This window comes from Streptomyces sp. 2A115 (genome assembly GCF_052245575.1).
In the GTDB taxonomy this organism is placed as follows: domain Bacteria; phylum Actinomycetota; class Actinomycetes; order Streptomycetales; family Streptomycetaceae; genus Streptomyces.
The window spans coordinates 102,945-119,837 of the sequence record NZ_JBQQCG010000014.1 but is presented as its reverse complement, the minus strand read 5'-3'; the positions used below and the strand labels follow the sequence as shown (position 1 = coordinate 119,837).

Below are 16,893 nucleotides of genomic sequence, written 5' to 3'. Positions count from 1 at the left end.
ACAACACGCCCGCCTCCCACCTCCAAGTGATCTTGATTGGTCGGCTCTGCCCGCAAAAGTGCCTGACCAGTGCCCGGTTGAGATCAGTCACGTCAAGGTCCGGCAACCAAACGGCCCAAAGCGAGCGTCTTTTCATCGAACACATACGGGAACGCCCCACGTAATGCATAGGCAGGCGGGGCCACGGAAACCACAGGAAGACGACGGCCCGGTGCCAGGTACGGCGGCACTACAGTGGGTCGGAACCACCTCACGGTGGACGAACCAGCCAAGCAATCAGCAGGGAGCGCATGACGTGCGGCCGGTAGGGAGCAAGTACCTCCTTGAGGAGCCGCTTGGACGCGGCGCCACAGGCACCGTCTGGCGCGCTCGCCAGCGGGAGACAGCGGGCGCCGAGGCGGCCGTGCAGGGCCAGCCCGGCGAGACCGTGGCGATCAAGGTCCTCAAGGAGGAGCTCGCCAACGACGCGGACATCGTGATGCGGTTCCTGCGGGAGCGCTCCGTGCTGCTCCGGCTGACCCACCCGAACATCGTGCGGGTACGGGACCTCGTCGTAGAGGGCGATCTCCTCGCCCTGGTCATGGACCTGGTCGAGGGTCCCGACCTCCATCACTACCTGCGTCAGAACGGCCCGTTCTCGCCGGTCGCCGCCGCCCTCCTCACCGCCCAGGTCGCCGACGCGCTCGCCGCCAGCCACGCCGACGGCGTCGTACACCGCGACCTGAAGCCCGCGAACGTCCTGCTCAAGCAGGACGGCGGCCAGATGCACCCGATGCTGACGGACTTCGGCATCGCCCGGCTCGCCGATTCGCCGGGGCTCACGCGGACCCACGAGTTCGTGGGCACGCCCGCGTATGTCGCGCCCGAGTCGGCGGAAGGCCGTCCGCAGACCTCCGCCGTCGACATCTACGGCGCCGGAATCATGCTGTACGAGCTGGTCACGGGCCGTCCGCCGTTCGGTGGCGGTTCGGCCCTGGAGGTCCTCCACCAGCACCTGAGCGCCGAACCGCGCCGGCCATCCACGGTCCCCAACCCGTTGTGGACGGTCATAGAGCGCTGCCTGCGCAAGAACCCCGACGAGCGGCCCAGCGCCGAGAACCTCGCGCGCGGCCTCCGCGCGGTCGCCGAGGGCATCGGCGTGCACGCGAACTCCGCGCAGATCGCCGCCGCCGAGGGCGTTGGCGCGCTGCTCGCCCCGGACCCGGCGCCCGCCTACGTGCCGGGCGACCCCGGCGCCGCCGACCCCACGCAGGTGCTGCCCCAGGGCGCGGGCTCGTACGACCCGAACGGCGCGACCAGCGTCCTGCCGCACACCGGCGCCGCCGACCCCACCTCCGTAATGCCCCACCGCGGCGCGGCCGACCCGACCGCGGTGATGCCGCCGGTGCCGCCGAACCAGCCAGGTGGACAGCCTGGGGGACAGCCCGAGGAACCGCACCCCTGGCAGAACCAGCTGCGCGCGGCCCGCGACCGCAACGAGCCGACGCAGGTGCAGTCGTATCTCGACCCGAACGAGGATCCGCTGCGGCGGCGTCCTCAGCGGCAGGTCGCGCGGCCGCAGCAGCAGCCTCAGCAGCCGCCGCAGGCACAGCCGCAGCAGCGGCCCCAGCGGCGTACCCAGCAGCGGCCGCCCCAGAACCAGCCGGGATACGGCTATCCGCAGCAGGGGCAGCAGCCACAGCAGTACGCGCCTCAGCAGCCTCAGCCGCAGCGGTACGCGCCCGCGCCGCAGCAGCCCCAGCAGCCCGCGCCGCGGCCGCCGCGCGAGCCCCGGGAGCCGCGGCAGCGCAGCGCCAACCCGATGAAGATCCCCGGGCTCGGATGCCTCAAGGGATGCCTGTTCACGGTCGTCATCCTGTTCGTGGCCGGGTGGCTGATCTGGGAACTGAGCCCGCTTCAGGACTGGCTCGATACGAGCAAGGGGTACTGGGAGCAGCTGTCGGACTGGTTCGGCACGGTGTCCGGATGGGTCGAGGATCTGGGCGGTTCCGGTTCTGGCTCCGGTTCCGATTCTGGCTCCGGTTCCGGTTCCGGTTCCGGGCAGTAAGTCTCTTTGGGAAGCCTTCCTCGTTTTCCTCGTTTTTCTGGGTAATTGCCCCTTGAAATCCCCAGGACCGCAGTGCGGTTCTGGGGATTTGTCGACACCTGGGGGGTGATTTCTGCCTCCGAAGCGGAGGTTGGCGCTGTGGGCGCGTAGTTTTGTCGACCGGGGTCCTGGGTCTGCCGGCCGGGATCCGAGGGGATCTCCGGGAAAGCGGGGTCTCCGGGAATGCGCTGGGTCGGCAACACGCGTCCGTAGGAGCAGTCTTGGTACGGAAGATCGGCAGCCGGTACACCGCGAACCAGATTCTGGGACGGGGCAGCGCCGGCACGGTGTGGCTGGGCGAGGGTCCCGAGGGTCCCGTCGCCATCAAGCTGCTGCGCGAGGACCTCGCGTCCGACCAGGAGCTCGTGGGCCGTTTCGTGCAGGAGCGGACGGCTCTGCTCGGCCTCGACCACCCGCACGTCGTCTCTGTGCGGGACCTCGTGGTCGACGGCAACGATCTCGCGCTGGTCATGGATCTCGTACGCGGTACGGATCTGCGGACCCGGCTCGACCGGGAGCGGCGGCTCGCGCCCGAGGCGGCCGTCGCGATCGTGGCCGATGTCGCGGACGGGCTCGCCGCCGCGCACGCGGCGGGGGTGGTGCACCGGGATGTGAAGCCGGAGAACGTGCTGCTCGACATGCAGGGGCCGCTCGGGCCCGGGGGCTCGCACCCCGCACTGCTCACCGACTTCGGTGTGGCCAAGCTCATCGACTCGCCGCGGCGGACCCGGGCGACGAAGATCATTGGTACGCCTGACTATCTGGCACCGGAGATCATCGAAGGGCTGCCTCCCCGGGCGGCCGTCGACATCTACGCGCTGGCGACTGTCCTGTACGAGCTCCTGGCGGGCTTCACACCCTTTGGTGGCGGGCACCCGGGAGCGGTCCTGCGTCGCCATGTCACCGAGACCGTCGTCCCCCTGCCCGGGATTCCGGAAGAGCTGTGGCAGTTGCTCGTGCAGTGTCTGGCCAAGGCGCCGGCGTCTCGGTTGCGGGCGTCGGAGCTGGGTGGGCGGTTGCGGGAGCAGTTGCCCCTGCTGGCCGGGATGCCGCCGTTGGATGTGGACGAGCCGGAGGGGGAGGGCGGCGAGGGCGCTTACGACGAGGCGCCGGTGGAGCCGGAGGCTCCGCGTGAGGGTGGGCGCGAGGGCGAGCGGCTGGGAGTGCGGCGGGGTGCTGTTCCCCTGGTGCCTGGGGCTGTGCCCGACTCGAACCGGGACACCCACACGAGCATGCGGGTGCCTGGGCCGGACGAGCTGGCGGGGGGTGCGCGGGGTACGGCTCGGGCGCCGCGGGCCGCTGGTGCGGCTCGGCCGGGGTCGGCGCGGCATCGTGCGTCGGCTCGGCGCCGACGCATCACTCTTGGCGCGGCTGCCGCTGTGCTTGTCGCTGCGGTGGGGGTTGGTGCGTGGCTTGCCACGGCGGATGATCCCGCGGATGCGGTTCCCCAGGACACGAAGAACTCGGCGCCTGCGTCGCCGTGACGGTTGCCTCCGGCGGTTGGGTTGTTTGTTTTGTCTGCGGGTTGTTCTGGGCTGGTCGCGCAGTTCCCCGCGCCCCTGGGGTGTGTGGGGGGTCGGAGACGCGCCGGGGCATCCGACCGCCACTCTGAGGTAGTCGGGTTAGCCGGGAAGCGCGGCGCTCGGACGCCCCGGCGCGTCCCCTCGCGCCGACGGAAGGCTGTGGACGGGTGGGGGCTGGGGCCCCTTCAGGGGCGCGGGGAACTGCGCGCTCAGCCCACGAGGACCGGCAGTGTGAGAACCGGCCTGAGGCCCCCAGTCTTTTAGGGGCGCGGGGAACTGCGCGACCAGCCCCCACCCACCCGCAGCAAACACACCATCCCGAGCCACCCCTAAAGGGCCGGGGGTCTGGGGGCGGAGTCCCCAGTTTCGGGAAGGGGTGGGGTTGGGGAAAAGGAACCCGGCACCTCGGCCCAACAGCCGCGGAATCGTCAAGGCCAAACCGTCGGAGCCCTTCGCAGGACGGAGCCGTTACGCTGGGGGGCGTGGCAGTCGTCGATGTATCCGAAGAGCTCAAGTCCCTCTCCTCGACCATGGAGTCGATCGAGGCCGTCCTGGACCTCGACAAGCTGAGGGCAGACATCGCCGTGCTCGAGGAGCAGGCGGCAGCGCCGTCCCTGTGGGACGACCCGGAAGTGGCGCAGAAGATCACCAGCAAGCTGAGCCACCTCCAGGCGGAGGTGCGGAAGACCGAGGCGCTCCGCGGGCGTATCGACGATCTGAGCGTGCTCTTCGAAATGGCCGAGGAGGAAGACGACCCGGACACCCGCGCCGAGGCGGAGACCGAGCTCGTCGCCGTAAAGAAGGCGCTGGACGAGATGGAAGTCAGGACGCTGCTGTCGGGGGAGTACGACTCCCGGGAGGCGCTCGTCAACATTCGCGCGGAAGCCGGCGGCGTCGACGCCGCCGACTTCGCCGAGAAGCTTCAGCGCATGTATCTGCGCTGGGCCGAGCAGCGCGGGTTCAAGACGGAGATCTACGAGACCTCGTACGCGGAAGAGGCCGGCATCAAGTCGACCACCTTCGCCGTCCACTCCCCGTACGCGTACGGCACGCTCTCGGTGGAGCAGGGCACGCACCGACTGGTGCGAATCTCGCCGTTCGACAACCAGGGACGTAGGCAGACCTCTTTCGCCGGGGTCGAGATCCTGCCCGTCGTCGAGCAGACCGATCACATCGAGATCGACGAGTCCGAGCTGCGGGTGGATGTGTACCGCTCGTCCGGGCCCGGAGGCCAGGGCGTCAACACGACCGACTCCGCGGTCCGGCTGACCCACCTGCCGACCGGCATCGTCGTGTCGTGTCAGAACGAGCGGTCGCAGATCCAGAACAAGGCGTCCGCGATGAATGTCCTTCAGGCCAAGCTCCTCGAGCGGCGGCGCCAGGAGGAACAGGCCAAGATGGACGCCCTCAAGGGCGACGGTGGCAACTCCTGGGGCAACCAGATGCGCTCGTACGTCCTGCATCCGTACCAGATGGTCAAGGACCTGCGTACGGAGTTCGAGGTGGGTAACCCCGAGGCCGTTTTCAATGGCGAGATCGACGGATTCCTCGAGGCTGGAATTCGCTGGCGCAAGCAGCAGGACAAGTAAACGACGCTTTTGAGCGTCGCTTTGTCGACAGGGCAACTACCGTCCAGCGGATGGTAGTTGCCCTTTGTACTACGCGATGTCTGGGTTTTACATCACACTCACATGTCATCCTGGCGGTCAAATGAGCTTGATCTGGACATGGCGGTCGCAACGACCTTGACGTTGCTTTGAAAAGTGGGAAGGCTAACGCGCGGCATGCGTATTTCTGGGGCGCATGTGAAACCGGGGGCTTCGCTGAGCTGACCCCGACGACGCGGCCCCGGACGCTGCTCCACTGACGATTAGCTACTGGGGGTAGCAACCAGATGACCAAGAAGACGCGGATCCGTGTCGCGCGCATAGCTGCCGGTGCGGTGATCGCCGCCGGTGCCTCGCTGACCGCCGCCGGTGCCGCTTCGGCTCTCGATGTCGGTGTCAACGTCGCCGGCCTGAGTGTCGGCGCCAGCGCCGACGAGAACGGAGTGTCGGCCGACGTCAGTGTCTCGGCCGACGACGACTGCCCCGTCGGTATCTGCACCACGGGTGGCACGACCGGTGGTGACACCACGGGCGGGACCACGGGTGGTGCCACCACGGGCGGGACGACTGGTGGTGACACGACCGGTGGGACGACCGGCGGTGCCACCACGGGCGGTACCACTGGTGGTGACACGACCGGTGGGACGACTGGTGGTGACACCACGGGTGGGACGACTGGTGGTGACACGACCGGTGGGACGACTGGTGGTGACACCACGGGTGGCACGACTGGTGGTGACACGACGGGCGGGACGACCGGCGGTGACACGACCGGTGGGACGACCGGCGGTGACACGACGGGCGGGACGACTGGTGGTGACACCACGGGTGGCACGACCGGTGGTGACACGACCGGTGGGACCACGGGCGGTACCACGGGTGGCGGCGCCGACCCCGACGGCGGTAACACCCCCATTGAGCAGAGTGAAGGCAAGGAGAGCCTGACCGACACCGGCTCGGACGCCTCCGACACCTCCGCCCAGGGCACGGGCGGCGAGCTGGCCGAGACCGGCGCCGCCGAGAACGTCACGTTCCTGTTGATCGGCGCCGGCACGATGATCGCCGGTGGCATCGGCTTCCGGATGCTGCCGCGTCTCATGAACAACAACCGCGGCGCCGCTGCCTGACGTAAGGCATGTCATAGGCGTACGGAGTTGAGTGAGTACACGAGGAGGGCCCGGAGACTTGTCTCCGGGCCCTCCTCGTATGCCTCTGTGGTGCCTCTGTGGTGCGTTGCGCTTCGCGGGGTCTACGCGGTCTGGTGGGCCAGCAGCGCCACCGCCGCGATCAGCACGGCGAGCAGCGCGATCAGCGCCATGGGGTTCATCCCACCGAAGGGGCCCTCCTGCTGCAGCCGCTCGCGGTTCGCGCGGCAGACGGGGCAGCGGCCTTCGCTCACGGGCGCGGCACAGTTCGCGCACACCAACCGGTCGTACGTCATGCGCTCGCCCTCCTTGCACCGGTTCCACGTAGACAACGCTCGCGGAAACGCGAACGTTCCCCCTCCACTGTGCCAGGTTCCGCGGATTTCGGCGCGGCTCGCCTTATCCTGCCCCGGCGCTCCGCTGGTTAGGCCGGAAAATGCCGCTTCGGGAGGGGGCGCTGGAGTCCGTCTCGCGGCTGCTGGTTCGCTGTGGTTGCTCGCGCAGTTCCCCGCGCCCCTAAGAACGACCCGCACAAAAGCGCACAAGCCCCGCGCAACCCTGACCGGTGCCTGCGCTCGTGTACCCGGTTCGCGTATGGTCACGCTCACCTACCCCCGACGGCCTGTGGTGCATCCGTGATCCGATTCGACAACGTCTCCAAGGTCTACCCCAAGCAGACCCGCCCCGCTCTGAGGGATGTCTCCCTGGAGGTCGAGCGCGGCGAGTTCGTGTTCCTGGTGGGGTCCTCCGGCTCCGGAAAGTCCACCTTCCTGCGGCTGATCCTCCGCGAGGAGCGGACCAGCCACGGTCAGGTGCACGTCCTGGGCAAGGACCTCGCGCGCCTCTCCAACTGGAAGGTGCCGCAGATGCGCCGCCAGCTGGGGACGGTGTTCCAGGACTTCCGTCTCCTGCCGAACAAGACGGTCGCCGAGAACGTCGCCTTCGCGCAGGAGGTCATCGGCAAGTCACGCGGCGAGATCCGCAAGTCCGTGCCCCAGGTGCTCGACCTCGTCGGGCTCGGCGGCAAGGAGGACCGGATGCCCGGCGAGCTGTCGGGTGGTGAGCAGCAGCGTGTCGCCATCGCGAGAGCCTTCGTGAACCGGCCCAAGCTGCTGATCGCGGACGAGCCGACCGGAAACCTCGACCCGCAGACCTCCGTCGGCATCATGAAGCTGCTCGACCGCATCAACCGGACAGGTACGACGGTGTTGATGGCGACCCACGACCAGAACATCGTGGACCAGATGCGCAAGCGCGTCATCGAGCTGGAGCAGGGCCGACTCGTCCGCGACCAGGTACGCGGCGTCTACGGCTACCAGCACTGACGACGGTCCACGGAAAGGCTTAGCAGACGCCATGCGCGCCCAGTTCGTTCTGTCGGAGATCGGTGTCGGTCTCCGCCGCAATCTGACGATGACCTTCGCGGTCGTCGTCTCGGTCGCCCTCTCCCTCGCCCTGTTCGGCGGTTCGCTCCTGATGAGCGACCAGGTGAACACGATGAAGGGCTACTGGTACGACAAGGTCAACGTCTCGATCTTCCTCTGCAACAAGAGCGACGCGGAGTCCGACCCCAAGTGCGCCAAGGGAGCGGTCACCACCGAGCAGAAGGAGCAGATCGAGACCGACCTGGACAAGATGTCGGTCGTCGAGACCGTCACGCACGAGTCCAGCGACCAGGCGTACAAGCACTACAAGGAGCAGTTCGGCGACTCCCCGCTGGCCGCCTCGCTCACCCCGGACCAGATGCAGGAGTCCTTCCGCGTCAAGCTGAAGGACCCGGAGAAGTACCAGGTCATCGCGACCGCCTTCGACGGCCGTGACGGCGTGCAGTCCGTGCAGGACCAGAAGGGCATCCTCGACAACCTCTTCGGGCTGCTCAACGGCATGAACTGGGCAGCCCGCGCCGTGATGGCGATGATGCTCGTCGTCGCGCTGATGCTGATCGTCAACACGGTGCGCGTCTCCGCGTTCAGCCGTCGGCGTGAGACCGGCATCATGCGGCTGGTGGGCGCCTCCGGCTTCTACATCCAGGCGCCGTTCATCATGGAGGCCGCCGTCGCGGGACTGATCGGCGGTGGTGTGGCCTGTGCCTTCCTGCTGATCGCCCGGTACTTCATCATCGACCACGGGCTCGCCCTGTCCGAGAAGCTGAATCTGATCAACTTCATCGGCTGGGACGCCGTTCTGACGAAGCTGCCGCTCATCCTCGCCACGAGTCTGCTGATGCCCGCGCTCGCCGCGTTTTTCGCGTTGCGCAAGTATCTGAAGGTGTGACGCACGCCAATTGGGCCGTACCGGCAACCGCCGGTGCGGCCCTTCGCGTTGTCCTAGACTCACCGGCATGTCAGGCCGAGACCTGTTTTGTCAGCCCCGCCGCTTCGGCCGCGGGGCGGCCCTGACGTTGGTCTTCGCGAGCGTCCTCGCGGCAGGCGCCGCGACCGGCTCGTTCGAGGAATCCGGCCGGAAACCCGCTCCTCCGTCGGGCCGGTCGGTCACGGCCGGCCACGAGGAGGACGTCGCCGACGCCGCCGCCGAGGCGATGGCCGACGGCAAGTCCCCGGTGGAGGCCGCCGAGCGGGCCGTCAGCCGCAGCGGCGACCGCTGGGGCGCGGTCTACTCCGAGGGCGAGTACGAGGAGTTCGAGGAAGCCCTCGACGGCCAGTACACGGGCGTCGGTCTGTGGGCCCGGCGCGAGCGCGACGGACGGATCGAGGTGACCCGCGTGCAGTCCGGCTCGCCCGCGCAGGCCGCCGGGATCCGCAAGGGCGACCGGCTGCGCAGCGTCGACGGCCGCCGTGTCGACGGCAGGCCCGTCACCGAGGTCGTCTCGTTACTGAGGGGCGACGCCACCGACGCGTCGGAGGGCACCGCCGTCGCGCTCGGCCTGGAGCGCGGCACGCGCGCGTGGAGCGAGACGCTGCGCCGGGCGCGGCTGTCCACGGACTCCGTGACGGTGCGCGAGCTCCCCGGAGGCATCACCGTGATCAAGGTCGCCTCCTTCCCCAAGGGTTCCGGCGACCTCGTACGGTCCGCCGTGGACCGGGCGCCCGCGGGTGCCGGGGTCGTCCTCGACCTGCGCGGCAACTCCGGCGGCCTGGTCACCGAGGCCGTCACCGCAGCCTCCGCCTTCCTGGACGGCGGTCTCGTGGCGACGTACGACGTGAACGGGGACCAGCGCGCGCTGCACGCCGATCCCGGCGGTGACACCACAAGACCCCTGGTCGCGCTCGTCGACGGCGGCACGATGAGCGCGGCCGAGCTCCTCACGGGCGCCCTGCAGGACCGCGGCCGCGCGGTCGTCGTGGGCTCCAGGACCTTCGGCAAGGGCTCGGTCCAGATGCCGAGCCGGCTGCCCGACGGCTCGGTCGCCGAGTTGACCGTCGGCCACTACCGCACCCCCTCCGGGCGCAGCGTCGACGGCCGTGGCCTCGCCCCCGACCTGGAGGTCGAGGAGAGCGCGCTGGAGCGGGCCGAGACCATACTGAGCGGGCTCGGAGATCCTGCGTCGCCGACCTCGTAATCGGCTTTCCCTCGGACCCCTCTCTAGTGCGAAAATGGCCAGCACTATGAGCAAGGGCATGTACGTACCGAAAGAGTCCCAGCCGAAGCAGGGCGGGGGAGCCTCCGGCAAGGTCAAGGACGGCAAGCGCAAGATCGTCGCGCAGAACAAGAAGGCGCGGCACGACTACGCGATCATCGACACCTACGAGGCCGGGCTCGTACTCACCGGCACGGAGGTGAAGTCGCTGCGCCAGGGCCGCGCCTCGCTGGCCGACGGATTCGTCCAGATCGACGGGGACGAGGCATGGCTGCACAACGCCCACATCCCCGAGTACAGCCAGGGCAGCTGGACCAACCACTCCGCGCGCCGCAAGCGCAAGCTGCTCCTGCACCGCGAGGAGATCGACAAGCTGGCGTCGAAGTCCGAGGAGACGGGTCACACGATCGTGCCCCTCGTCCTGTACTTCAAGGACGGCCGCGCGAAGGCCGAGATCGCGCTCGCCCGAGGCAAGAAGGAGTACGACAAGCGGCAGACCCTGCGGGAGAAGCAGGACCGGCGGGAGTCGGACCGGGCGATCGCGGCTGTCAAGAGGAAGCAGCGGGGCGAGTAGCCGGTGAGCAGCCGACGGGCGGCGCGCGAGTGGCGCGGCCGTCGGGAATACGGTGGCATCGTCGCGCGTTGGTCACGTACGATGGCACCAGTGCCCCACCGAGGGTGCGTGGGTCGAAAGGCCCGGCTTGAAAACACAACATGGGGATGATCGGTTTCGACAGCGGCTGTCGAAGCAGGGGAAGCGAGCCGAGGAAGCGGCAATGATCTCGTTAACCATATGTCGCAACCAATAATCGCCAATTCCAAGAGCGATTCCCAGTCCTTCGCCCTCGCTGCCTAATAAGCAGTGAGTGAAGGACCCTTAATGGGTGTCAGCCCGGGGGTGTTCCCGACCCGGACCCTGGCATAATCTAGGGAACTAAACCGTCGAGCCCGGTCACGGGGTTCGATGGGAAATCAAACAGTGACTGAGCCCGTCGGAGACTTGTTCGCGTGATCTCCGGGGCTGAGAAAATCGCAGCGAACTGCGCTCGGAGAAGCCCTGATTCTGCACCGTTGGACGCGGGTTCGATTCCCGCCATCTCCACAAACCCCATGTTTTTTAATTGAACACAGTAGGCAAAGGCCCCGCTGCCCAGGCAGCGGGGCCTTTGTCGTGTCTACGAGCCACACTGCGAAAGGTCTTGTTGTGGGGTCCGGGGACATATCGGGGGACGGTTCACGCTTCTACGGTCCCTCCTCATGACCGAAACCAGAGCCGCTACATCCCGTCGTCTTGTGTTGGTGGCCCTCCTGGCCACCCTGTTGTCGCTTGTCCTGCCGCCGGGGCGGGCCTCCGCCGCGTCCGTGCAGGAAGTCACCGGCTTCGGGAGCAATCCCGGAGCCCTGAAGATGTTCCGTTACGTGCCCGACGGGCTGCCCGCGGGGCGGCCCGTCGTCGTGGCCATGCACGGGTGCACGCAGAACGCCGCCGGGTACGGCACCGGCAGTGGCTGGACCCAGCTCGCCGACCGCTGGGGGTTCTCCGTCGTGCTGCCGCAGCAGCCGTCCGGCAACAACGCCTCGTTGTGCTTCAACTGGTTCCAGAGCGGTGATATCGCGCGGGGTCAGGGAGAGGCCGCCAGCGTCGCGCAGATGGTCGACCGGCAGCTCGCCGACGTTTCGGGGGACGGCTCGCGGGTGTACGTCACCGGGCTGTCCGCCGGCGGCGGGATGACCTCCGTGATGCTGGCCACGTATCCGGAGAAGTTCGCCGCGGGTGGGGTGGCCGCGGGGCTGCCGTACGGGTGCGCGCAGGCCGCGGGGTCGCCGTACGTCTGCATGTACGTGGGCGCCACCCAGACCGCACAGCAGTGGGGCGACCGAGTGCGGGCCGCCCGGCCCGGGTACGGCGGGCCCTGGCCGAAGCTCACCGTGTTCCAGGGGACGGCCGACTACACCGTCAAGCCCGTCAACATGACCGACCTCATGAAGCAGTGGACCAACGTGCACGGCGCCGATCAGGTCGCGGACGTGAGCGACAGCGTCGCCGGTTACCCGCACCAGGTCTTCCGGGACGGGAGCGGGACGGCGGTCGTGGAGACGTACGGCATCACCGGGATGGGGCATGGGCAGCCCGTCGATCCGGGAAGCGGTAGTGAGCAGTGCGGCTCGGCGGGGGCGTACATCCTGGATGTGAACCTGTGCGCGGCCCACAGGCTCGGGCAATCGTGGGGACTCGGCTGAGCGCTCTGGAGGCGTACTGTCCACGAGGCGCGTCGTCCGGGATGCTGCTGTGGCATGAGTAGACCCGTGAGAAGAACCGCGAAGTGTTCTGGGGGGCGCGTCAACTCCCGTATGTACCGGTGGATCTGGCCTGTCGTGATCGGGATCGCGGCGGCCGGGCTCAGTGGGGGTTCGCCGGCCGGGGCGGATACCGACCGGAGCGGGCTGCCGGAGGCCCTCGACACGATCCTCGGGGACAGCCGGATGGAGGGCGGGGCGGCGAGCGTCGTGGTCGCCGATGCCGCGAGCGGAGAGGTGCTGTACCAGCGGCAGCCCACCTCGCGGCTGATGCCCGCCTCCACCACCAAACTGCCCACGTCGGCCGCGGCGATGGAGATCCTCGGCCCCGACCACACGTTCACGACGGATGTCCTGGCGACCGGCCGCCGCCAGGGCTCCGTCCTGAACGGCGATCTGTATCTGCGCGGCACCGGAGACCCCACGGCGCTCGCCAAGGACTACGACGCGCTGGCCGCCGATCTGGCCGAGTCGGGCGTCACCCGTGTCAACGGGCGGCTCCTCGCCGACGACACCCGCTTCGACAGCGTGCGGCTCGGCCGCTCCTGGGCCGCCGACGACGAGTCCTCGTACTACGAGGCGCAGATCTCGGCCCTGAGTGTCGCCCCGGACACCGACTACGACACGGGAACCGTGATCGTGCAGGTCGCACCGGGTGCGGCGGCGGGGGAGGAGCCCGTCGTCAGCGTCACCCCGAAGACCGAGTACGTCGACATCGACGTGCGGGCCACGACCGTCGGCTCCGGCGGGGCGAACGACCTCACCGTCGAACGGGAGCACGGCGCCAACACGATCACCGTCAGCGGTACGACACCGGTCGGTGGCTCGGGGGCCAAGGAGTGGGTCACCGTGTGGGAGCCCACCGGGTACGCGGCCGCCGTGTTCCGGGACGCGCTAGCCGCGCACGGAGTGAAGGTGACCGGGCCGACGCGGCTCGGGCGGGCGACCCCGGAGGGCGCGCGGCGGCTCGCCTCGCACGACTCCATGCCGCTGAAGGACCTGCTGATCCCCTTCATGAAGTTGTCGAACAACATGCACGCGGAGGTTCTGACCAAGGCCATGGGGCACAAGGTCTCGGGGGCCGGGCGCTGGGGCGCCGGGCTCGCTGCCGTCAGCGGCTATCTGAAGGGCGTCGGCGTCGACACCGGCAAGCTGCGGCAGGTGGACGGGTCAGGGCTGTCGCGGATGAACAACATCCCCGCCGGGCAGCTCGCCAAGCTGCTGCTCGCCGTGCGGGGCGAGCCCTGGTACGCCGACTGGTACCGGTCCCTGCCGGTGGCCTGCGATCCGGACCGGTTCGTGGGCGGGACGCTGCGGACCAGGATGTGCGGCACGCCCGCCGCGCTCAACGCCCGTGCGAAGACAGGGTCGTTGACGGGCGCGTCGGGGCTCTCCGGGTATGTCACGGATGCCGGCGGGCGCGAGCTCGTCTACAGCATCGTGCTCAACAACTACCTGGCGTCGTCCGTGAAGCCGTTGGAGGACGCGATCGTGGTGACGCTGGCGAAGTCCACGGCGGACGAGGCGGTGCTCGTGAAGCCGGGCAGCGCGCGCGGGGCCGAGCGGGACGGGGATCTGGAGTGCTCGTGGCGCAAGCCGGCGGAGTGCTGAGTTCTCAAGGGCGGGGGCGCTGAGCGAGTGCCGAGGTGAGGTGCGGCCCAGGGCACCCTTTCGGCGCCCTGGGCCGTGCCGTTCACCTGTTCCGCTGTTCTGCCGCCGTGCGGGTCAGCGCAGGGAGAAGGCCGACAGGCGAAGGCCTTCGCTCAGTACGAGGTACACGTCCTGGCGCCCCTTCGCGGTGGCGGACAGGGAGGCGTTCACCGTGTCGTACGTGTACACCGACCCGGTTCCGGACGCCCTCGCCGTGCCGACGAGCGTGCCGGTCGGCGAGCCGAGCCGTATCTCGACCTGCCCGGCCGCTCCGGCCACCCGCGCACTGAACTTCGTGGCGCCGGAGCCCAGTTGGGCATCGGCGAACTTGAGCCAGGCCCCGCCGGCCGTGGCCCCCACCGAGGTGCCGCGGACCTTGGACTCGTCGACCAGCCGCACACCCTGGTAGTCGTCGAAGTTCTCGGCCCGGGTCGAGCGCGAGAGATCCCGGGCCGGAATCGTCTCGCCGCGCACCTTCAGCGACGTACGGGAGCGGATGTCCTCGGAGGACGCACCCACGAGGACGTCGTACGTGCCGCTCTCCACCACCCACTTGGAGCGGGTGACGTCCCAGTGTGCGAGGTCCTTCGCGGTGAGTTCGAGCTTGACGGTCTTCGTCTGGCCCGGATCGAGCGAGATCCGCCGGAAGGCCTCCAGCTGCTTCAGCGGCTGCTTGTCGCGGGAGACGCGCTGGTGGGTGTAGAGCTGCACGACCTCGTCGCCGGCGCGCTTGCCGGTGTTGGTGACGGCGAGCTCGTATCCGCCGGCGGTTCGCCTCAACTCGCCGTAGCGGAAGGAGGAGTACGAGAGTCCGTAGCCGAACTCGTAGAGCGGGTCGCCCTTGAAGTACTGGTACGTGCGGTCGTACTTGATGTTGTCGTACTCCAGGATGGAGGGGAGGTCGGCCTCCGACTCGTACCAGGTCTGGGTGAGCCGTCCGGCCGGGTTCACGGCGCCGAAGAGGACGTCGGCGAGGGCGTTGCCGGTCTCCTGGCCCGCGTGGGTGGTCCAGAGGAGGGCGGGAACCTCCTTCTGGAGGGCGCCGAGGGTGGTCGGGTAACTGTTCTCGACGACCACGACCGTCTTCGGGTTCGCCGCGCGCACCGCCTTGACCAGGGCCTCCTGGGACGGGGCCAGGCTCATGTCCTCGCGGTCGTCGTTCTCGCGGCCGTTGATCGCCGGCATGGACCCGACCACCACGACCGCCGCGTCCTTGCCCTTCACCGCCGCCACGGCCTCCGCGGTGCCGCTGCGGACGACGTCCTTGGCGTAGTGCGCGGCCTCGTCCTTGGTGACCAGGCCGAGGGTGCCGTCGGGGCCGGTCGGGCCGAGGTAGACCGGGTTCGACCACCAGGGCTCCTGGGTCTCGTACCCCGCGTAGCGGAGGAGGTACGTGCCGTCGGTCTGCTCCTCCAGCGCGAACTGCTGCTGGACGAACCAACCGTTCGGCTGGACCTGGTCGTTGACGAAGTTCGACCAGTTGTAGCCGACGTACCTGCCGTTCGCGGCGGAGCGGAGGGTGACGATGCCGGCGCCCCAGTCGAACACGTCGAACTGGGCGGCCGCCGCGTCGGAAGAGGCGGCGCTCTCCTGGAGGGCCTCACCGTCGGCGTCCGTGCCCGCCGTCACGTACTCTCCGGTCTCCGCGTTCTTGAGGGCGATCCGGTCCACGCCCTCGTTGCTGGTCACGGGCTTGCCGAGCCGGTCGGAGATGCCCTCGGCGGGCGTGACGGCGTACGGGAGTGTGCCCGAGTACCAGTCGGTGTAGAGGGTGTCGGCGAGCGGGCCGACGACGGCCAGGTCGTGGGACGGGGAGGCCTTCAGGGGCAGGGTGCCGCCCGAGTTCTTCAGCAGCACCGCCGCGTCGGCCGCCGCCTTCCGCGCCAGCTTCTGGTGCGCCGGGCTGTTGATCACGGACTTGTCGATCGACCCGTACTTCCCGCCGCCCGGGTCGAACTCGCCGAGCCGGACGCGGACGCTCAGTATGTGCCCGGCCGCCGTGTCGACGTCCGACTCCTTCAACAGGCCTGTGGAGACAGCCGACTTGACGGCTGTCGTCGTCGGTACGGAGTTCGCGTCGTCCGTCGTGAAGCTGTCGACGCCGGCCTTCAGCGCGGCCGCGTTCCCCTCGGGAAGGGTGTCGTAGTACTTCTGGCTGCCGGTGCCGACCAGGTTGTTGGGCGCGTAGGCGTCGGTGACGTTCAGCAGGTCGTACGAGGACCAGCCGCGCACCTCGTCGTTCAGCGCCGGATCGACCGTCGCCGGGCGGCCGTTGACGAGGTTGTAGGAGGACATCACGCCGGTCGCGGCGTCCGCCTCGATCGTCGGCCTGAAGGCCTGCTCCTCGTACTCCTTCAGCACGCGCGGGCGCAGGTCGGACGAGGTGGTGGTGCGGTCCACCTCGTTGTTGTTGCCGAGGAAGTGCTTGAGCGTGGGCGCCGTCTTGAGGTGGTCGGGGTCGCCGCCGGTCAGGCCGGTGCCGTACGCGGTCGCCATCGAGCTCGTCAGGTACGGGTCCTCGGAGTAGCCCTCCTCGTTGCGGCCCCAGCGTGGGTCGCGCAGCGGGTTGACCACGGGCGCCCAGAGGTTGAGGCCCCAGCCGGCCGGGCGCTCCTGCTGGAAGCCGCGCGCCTCGTCGCCGACCGCCGAGCCGACCTGCTTCATCAACGCCGGGTCCCAGGTCGACGCGAGCCCCACGGCCTGCGGGAAGACGGTGGTCTCGCCGAGCCAGGCGACCCCGTGCAGGGCCTCGGTGCCGGTCTTGAACGACTGGATGCCGAGGCGGGGGATCGCGGGCTGGTGCTGGTGGAGCAGAGAGATCTTCTCGTCGAGCGTGAGACGGGAGAGGAGATCGTTCACGCGTGCGTCGAGGGAGAGCCGGGGATCGCGGAAGGGGTACGAGGGCTCGTCGGCCCCCGCCGGTACGGTGGCGCCGAGTCCGGCGATCAAGGCCAGCGCGAGGACGAGCGTGGTTCTCGGTCTTCCGGGTCTTCTCGGCTGTCTCGGTGTTCTCTTGCTTCTCTTGCCCTTCATGTCACGGCTCCTT

Annotated in this window: 12 protein-coding genes and 1 other RNA gene; 11 read left to right on the top strand and 2 right to left on the bottom strand. The window is 69.0% G+C overall.

Annotation, left to right across the window (positions count from 1 at the left end):
- Nucleotides 1-295: 295 nt before the first annotated feature.
- The 4 genes from ACTWQR_RS15185 to ACTWQR_RS15170 all read left to right on the top strand — a co-directional run bounded on the left by ACTWQR_RS15185 (nucleotide 296) and on the right by ACTWQR_RS15170 (nucleotide 6,343).
- Nucleotides 296-2,047 carry a serine/threonine-protein kinase gene (locus ACTWQR_RS15185; RefSeq protein WP_443227557.1) on the top strand — a complete coding sequence of 584 codons (1,752 nt, stop codon included), beginning with the start codon at nucleotides 296-298 and terminating at the stop codon, nucleotides 2,045-2,047.
- Between the two features lie 260 nt (nucleotides 2,048-2,307).
- Nucleotides 2,308-3,570: a serine/threonine-protein kinase gene (locus ACTWQR_RS15180; RefSeq protein WP_443227556.1), complete on the top strand. Its 1,263-nt coding sequence runs from the start codon at nucleotides 2,308-2,310 to the stop codon at nucleotides 3,568-3,570.
- Between the two features lie 521 nt (nucleotides 3,571-4,091).
- Nucleotides 4,092-5,198: a peptide chain release factor 2 gene (gene prfB / locus ACTWQR_RS15175; protein WP_443227555.1), complete on the top strand. Its 1,107-nt coding sequence runs from the start codon at nucleotides 4,092-4,094 to the stop codon at nucleotides 5,196-5,198.
- A gap of 305 nt (nucleotides 5,199-5,503) precedes the next feature.
- On the top strand, nucleotides 5,504-6,343 hold the full coding sequence (locus ACTWQR_RS15170; protein WP_443227554.1) for a hypothetical protein: 840 nt from the start codon (nucleotides 5,504-5,506) through the stop codon (nucleotides 6,341-6,343).
- Nucleotides 6,344-6,465: 122 nt separating this feature from the next.
- On the opposite strand, the gene ACTWQR_RS15165 is transcribed toward ACTWQR_RS15170, so the two are convergent.
- The gene (locus ACTWQR_RS15165; RefSeq protein ID WP_443227553.1) at nucleotides 6,466-6,657 is read right to left on the bottom strand and encodes a hypothetical protein; all 192 of its coding nucleotides are present in this window, start codon (nucleotides 6,655-6,657) and stop codon (nucleotides 6,466-6,468) included.
- 339 nt (nucleotides 6,658-6,996) lie between these two features.
- Between ACTWQR_RS15165 and ftsE the strand changes: the two genes are divergently transcribed.
- From ftsE to dacB, 7 genes are all read left to right on the top strand, one after another.
- Nucleotides 6,997-7,686, top strand: coding sequence for a cell division ATP-binding protein FtsE (gene ftsE / locus ACTWQR_RS15160; protein ID WP_151476621.1), 690 nt, complete (start codon nucleotides 6,997-6,999; stop codon nucleotides 7,684-7,686).
- Nucleotides 7,687-7,717: 31 nt separating this feature from the next.
- A complete protein-coding gene (gene ftsX / locus ACTWQR_RS15155; protein ID WP_443227552.1) occupies nucleotides 7,718-8,635 on the top strand; it encodes a permease-like cell division protein FtsX in 918 nt (305 codons plus the stop codon).
- 67 nt (nucleotides 8,636-8,702) lie between these two features.
- Nucleotides 8,703-9,881, top strand: coding sequence for a S41 family peptidase (locus ACTWQR_RS15150; protein WP_443227551.1), 1,179 nt, complete (start codon nucleotides 8,703-8,705; stop codon nucleotides 9,879-9,881).
- Between the two features lie 58 nt (nucleotides 9,882-9,939).
- Entirely contained in the window at nucleotides 9,940-10,473 is a 534-nt protein-coding gene (gene smpB / locus ACTWQR_RS15145) for an SsrA-binding protein SmpB (RefSeq protein WP_443227603.1), read from the top strand.
- Nucleotides 10,474-10,615: 142 nt separating this feature from the next.
- Nucleotides 10,616-11,004: a transfer-messenger RNA gene (gene ssrA / locus ACTWQR_RS15140) on the top strand.
- Between the two features lie 152 nt (nucleotides 11,005-11,156).
- On the top strand, nucleotides 11,157-12,140 hold the full coding sequence (locus ACTWQR_RS15135; protein WP_443227550.1) for an extracellular catalytic domain type 1 short-chain-length polyhydroxyalkanoate depolymerase: 984 nt from the start codon (nucleotides 11,157-11,159) through the stop codon (nucleotides 12,138-12,140).
- A 111-nt stretch (nucleotides 12,141-12,251) separates the two neighbouring features.
- The gene (dacB, locus tag ACTWQR_RS15130; protein WP_443227602.1) at nucleotides 12,252-13,808 is read left to right on the top strand and encodes a D-alanyl-D-alanine carboxypeptidase/D-alanyl-D-alanine endopeptidase; all 1,557 of its coding nucleotides are present in this window, start codon (nucleotides 12,252-12,254) and stop codon (nucleotides 13,806-13,808) included.
- 114 nt (nucleotides 13,809-13,922) lie between these two features.
- Here the strand turns inward: dacB and ACTWQR_RS15125 are convergent, their stop codons facing one another.
- Nucleotides 13,923-16,880 carry a glycoside hydrolase family 3 C-terminal domain-containing protein gene (locus tag ACTWQR_RS15125; RefSeq protein ID WP_443227549.1) on the bottom strand — a complete coding sequence of 986 codons (2,958 nt, stop codon included), beginning with the start codon at nucleotides 16,878-16,880 and terminating at the stop codon, nucleotides 13,923-13,925.
- Nucleotides 16,881-16,893 lie beyond the last annotated feature (13 nt).

Bases quoted from the DNA above. Each gene is read 5' to 3' on its own strand.
- ACTWQR_RS15170 (WP_443227554.1), top strand. From the start codon at position 5,504: ATGACCAAGAAGACGCGGATCCGTGTCGCGCGCATAGCTGCCGGTGCG.
- ACTWQR_RS15165 (WP_443227553.1), bottom strand. From the start codon at position 6,657: ATGACGTACGACCGGTTGGTGTGCGCGAACTGTGCCGCGCCCGTGAGC.
- ftsX (WP_443227552.1), top strand. From the start codon at position 7,718: ATGCGCGCCCAGTTCGTTCTGTCGGAGATCGGTGTCGGTCTCCGCCGC.
- ACTWQR_RS15150 (WP_443227551.1), top strand. From the start codon at position 8,703: ATGTCAGGCCGAGACCTGTTTTGTCAGCCCCGCCGCTTCGGCCGCGGG.
- smpB (WP_443227603.1), top strand. From the start codon at position 9,940: ATGTACGTACCGAAAGAGTCCCAGCCGAAGCAGGGCGGGGGAGCCTCC.
- ACTWQR_RS15135 (WP_443227550.1), top strand. From the start codon at position 11,157: ATGACCGAAACCAGAGCCGCTACATCCCGTCGTCTTGTGTTGGTGGCC.
- dacB (WP_443227602.1), top strand. From the start codon at position 12,252: ATGTACCGGTGGATCTGGCCTGTCGTGATCGGGATCGCGGCGGCCGGG.
- ACTWQR_RS15125 (WP_443227549.1), bottom strand. From the start codon at position 16,880: ATGAAGGGCAAGAGAAGCAAGAGAACACCGAGACAGCCGAGAAGACCC.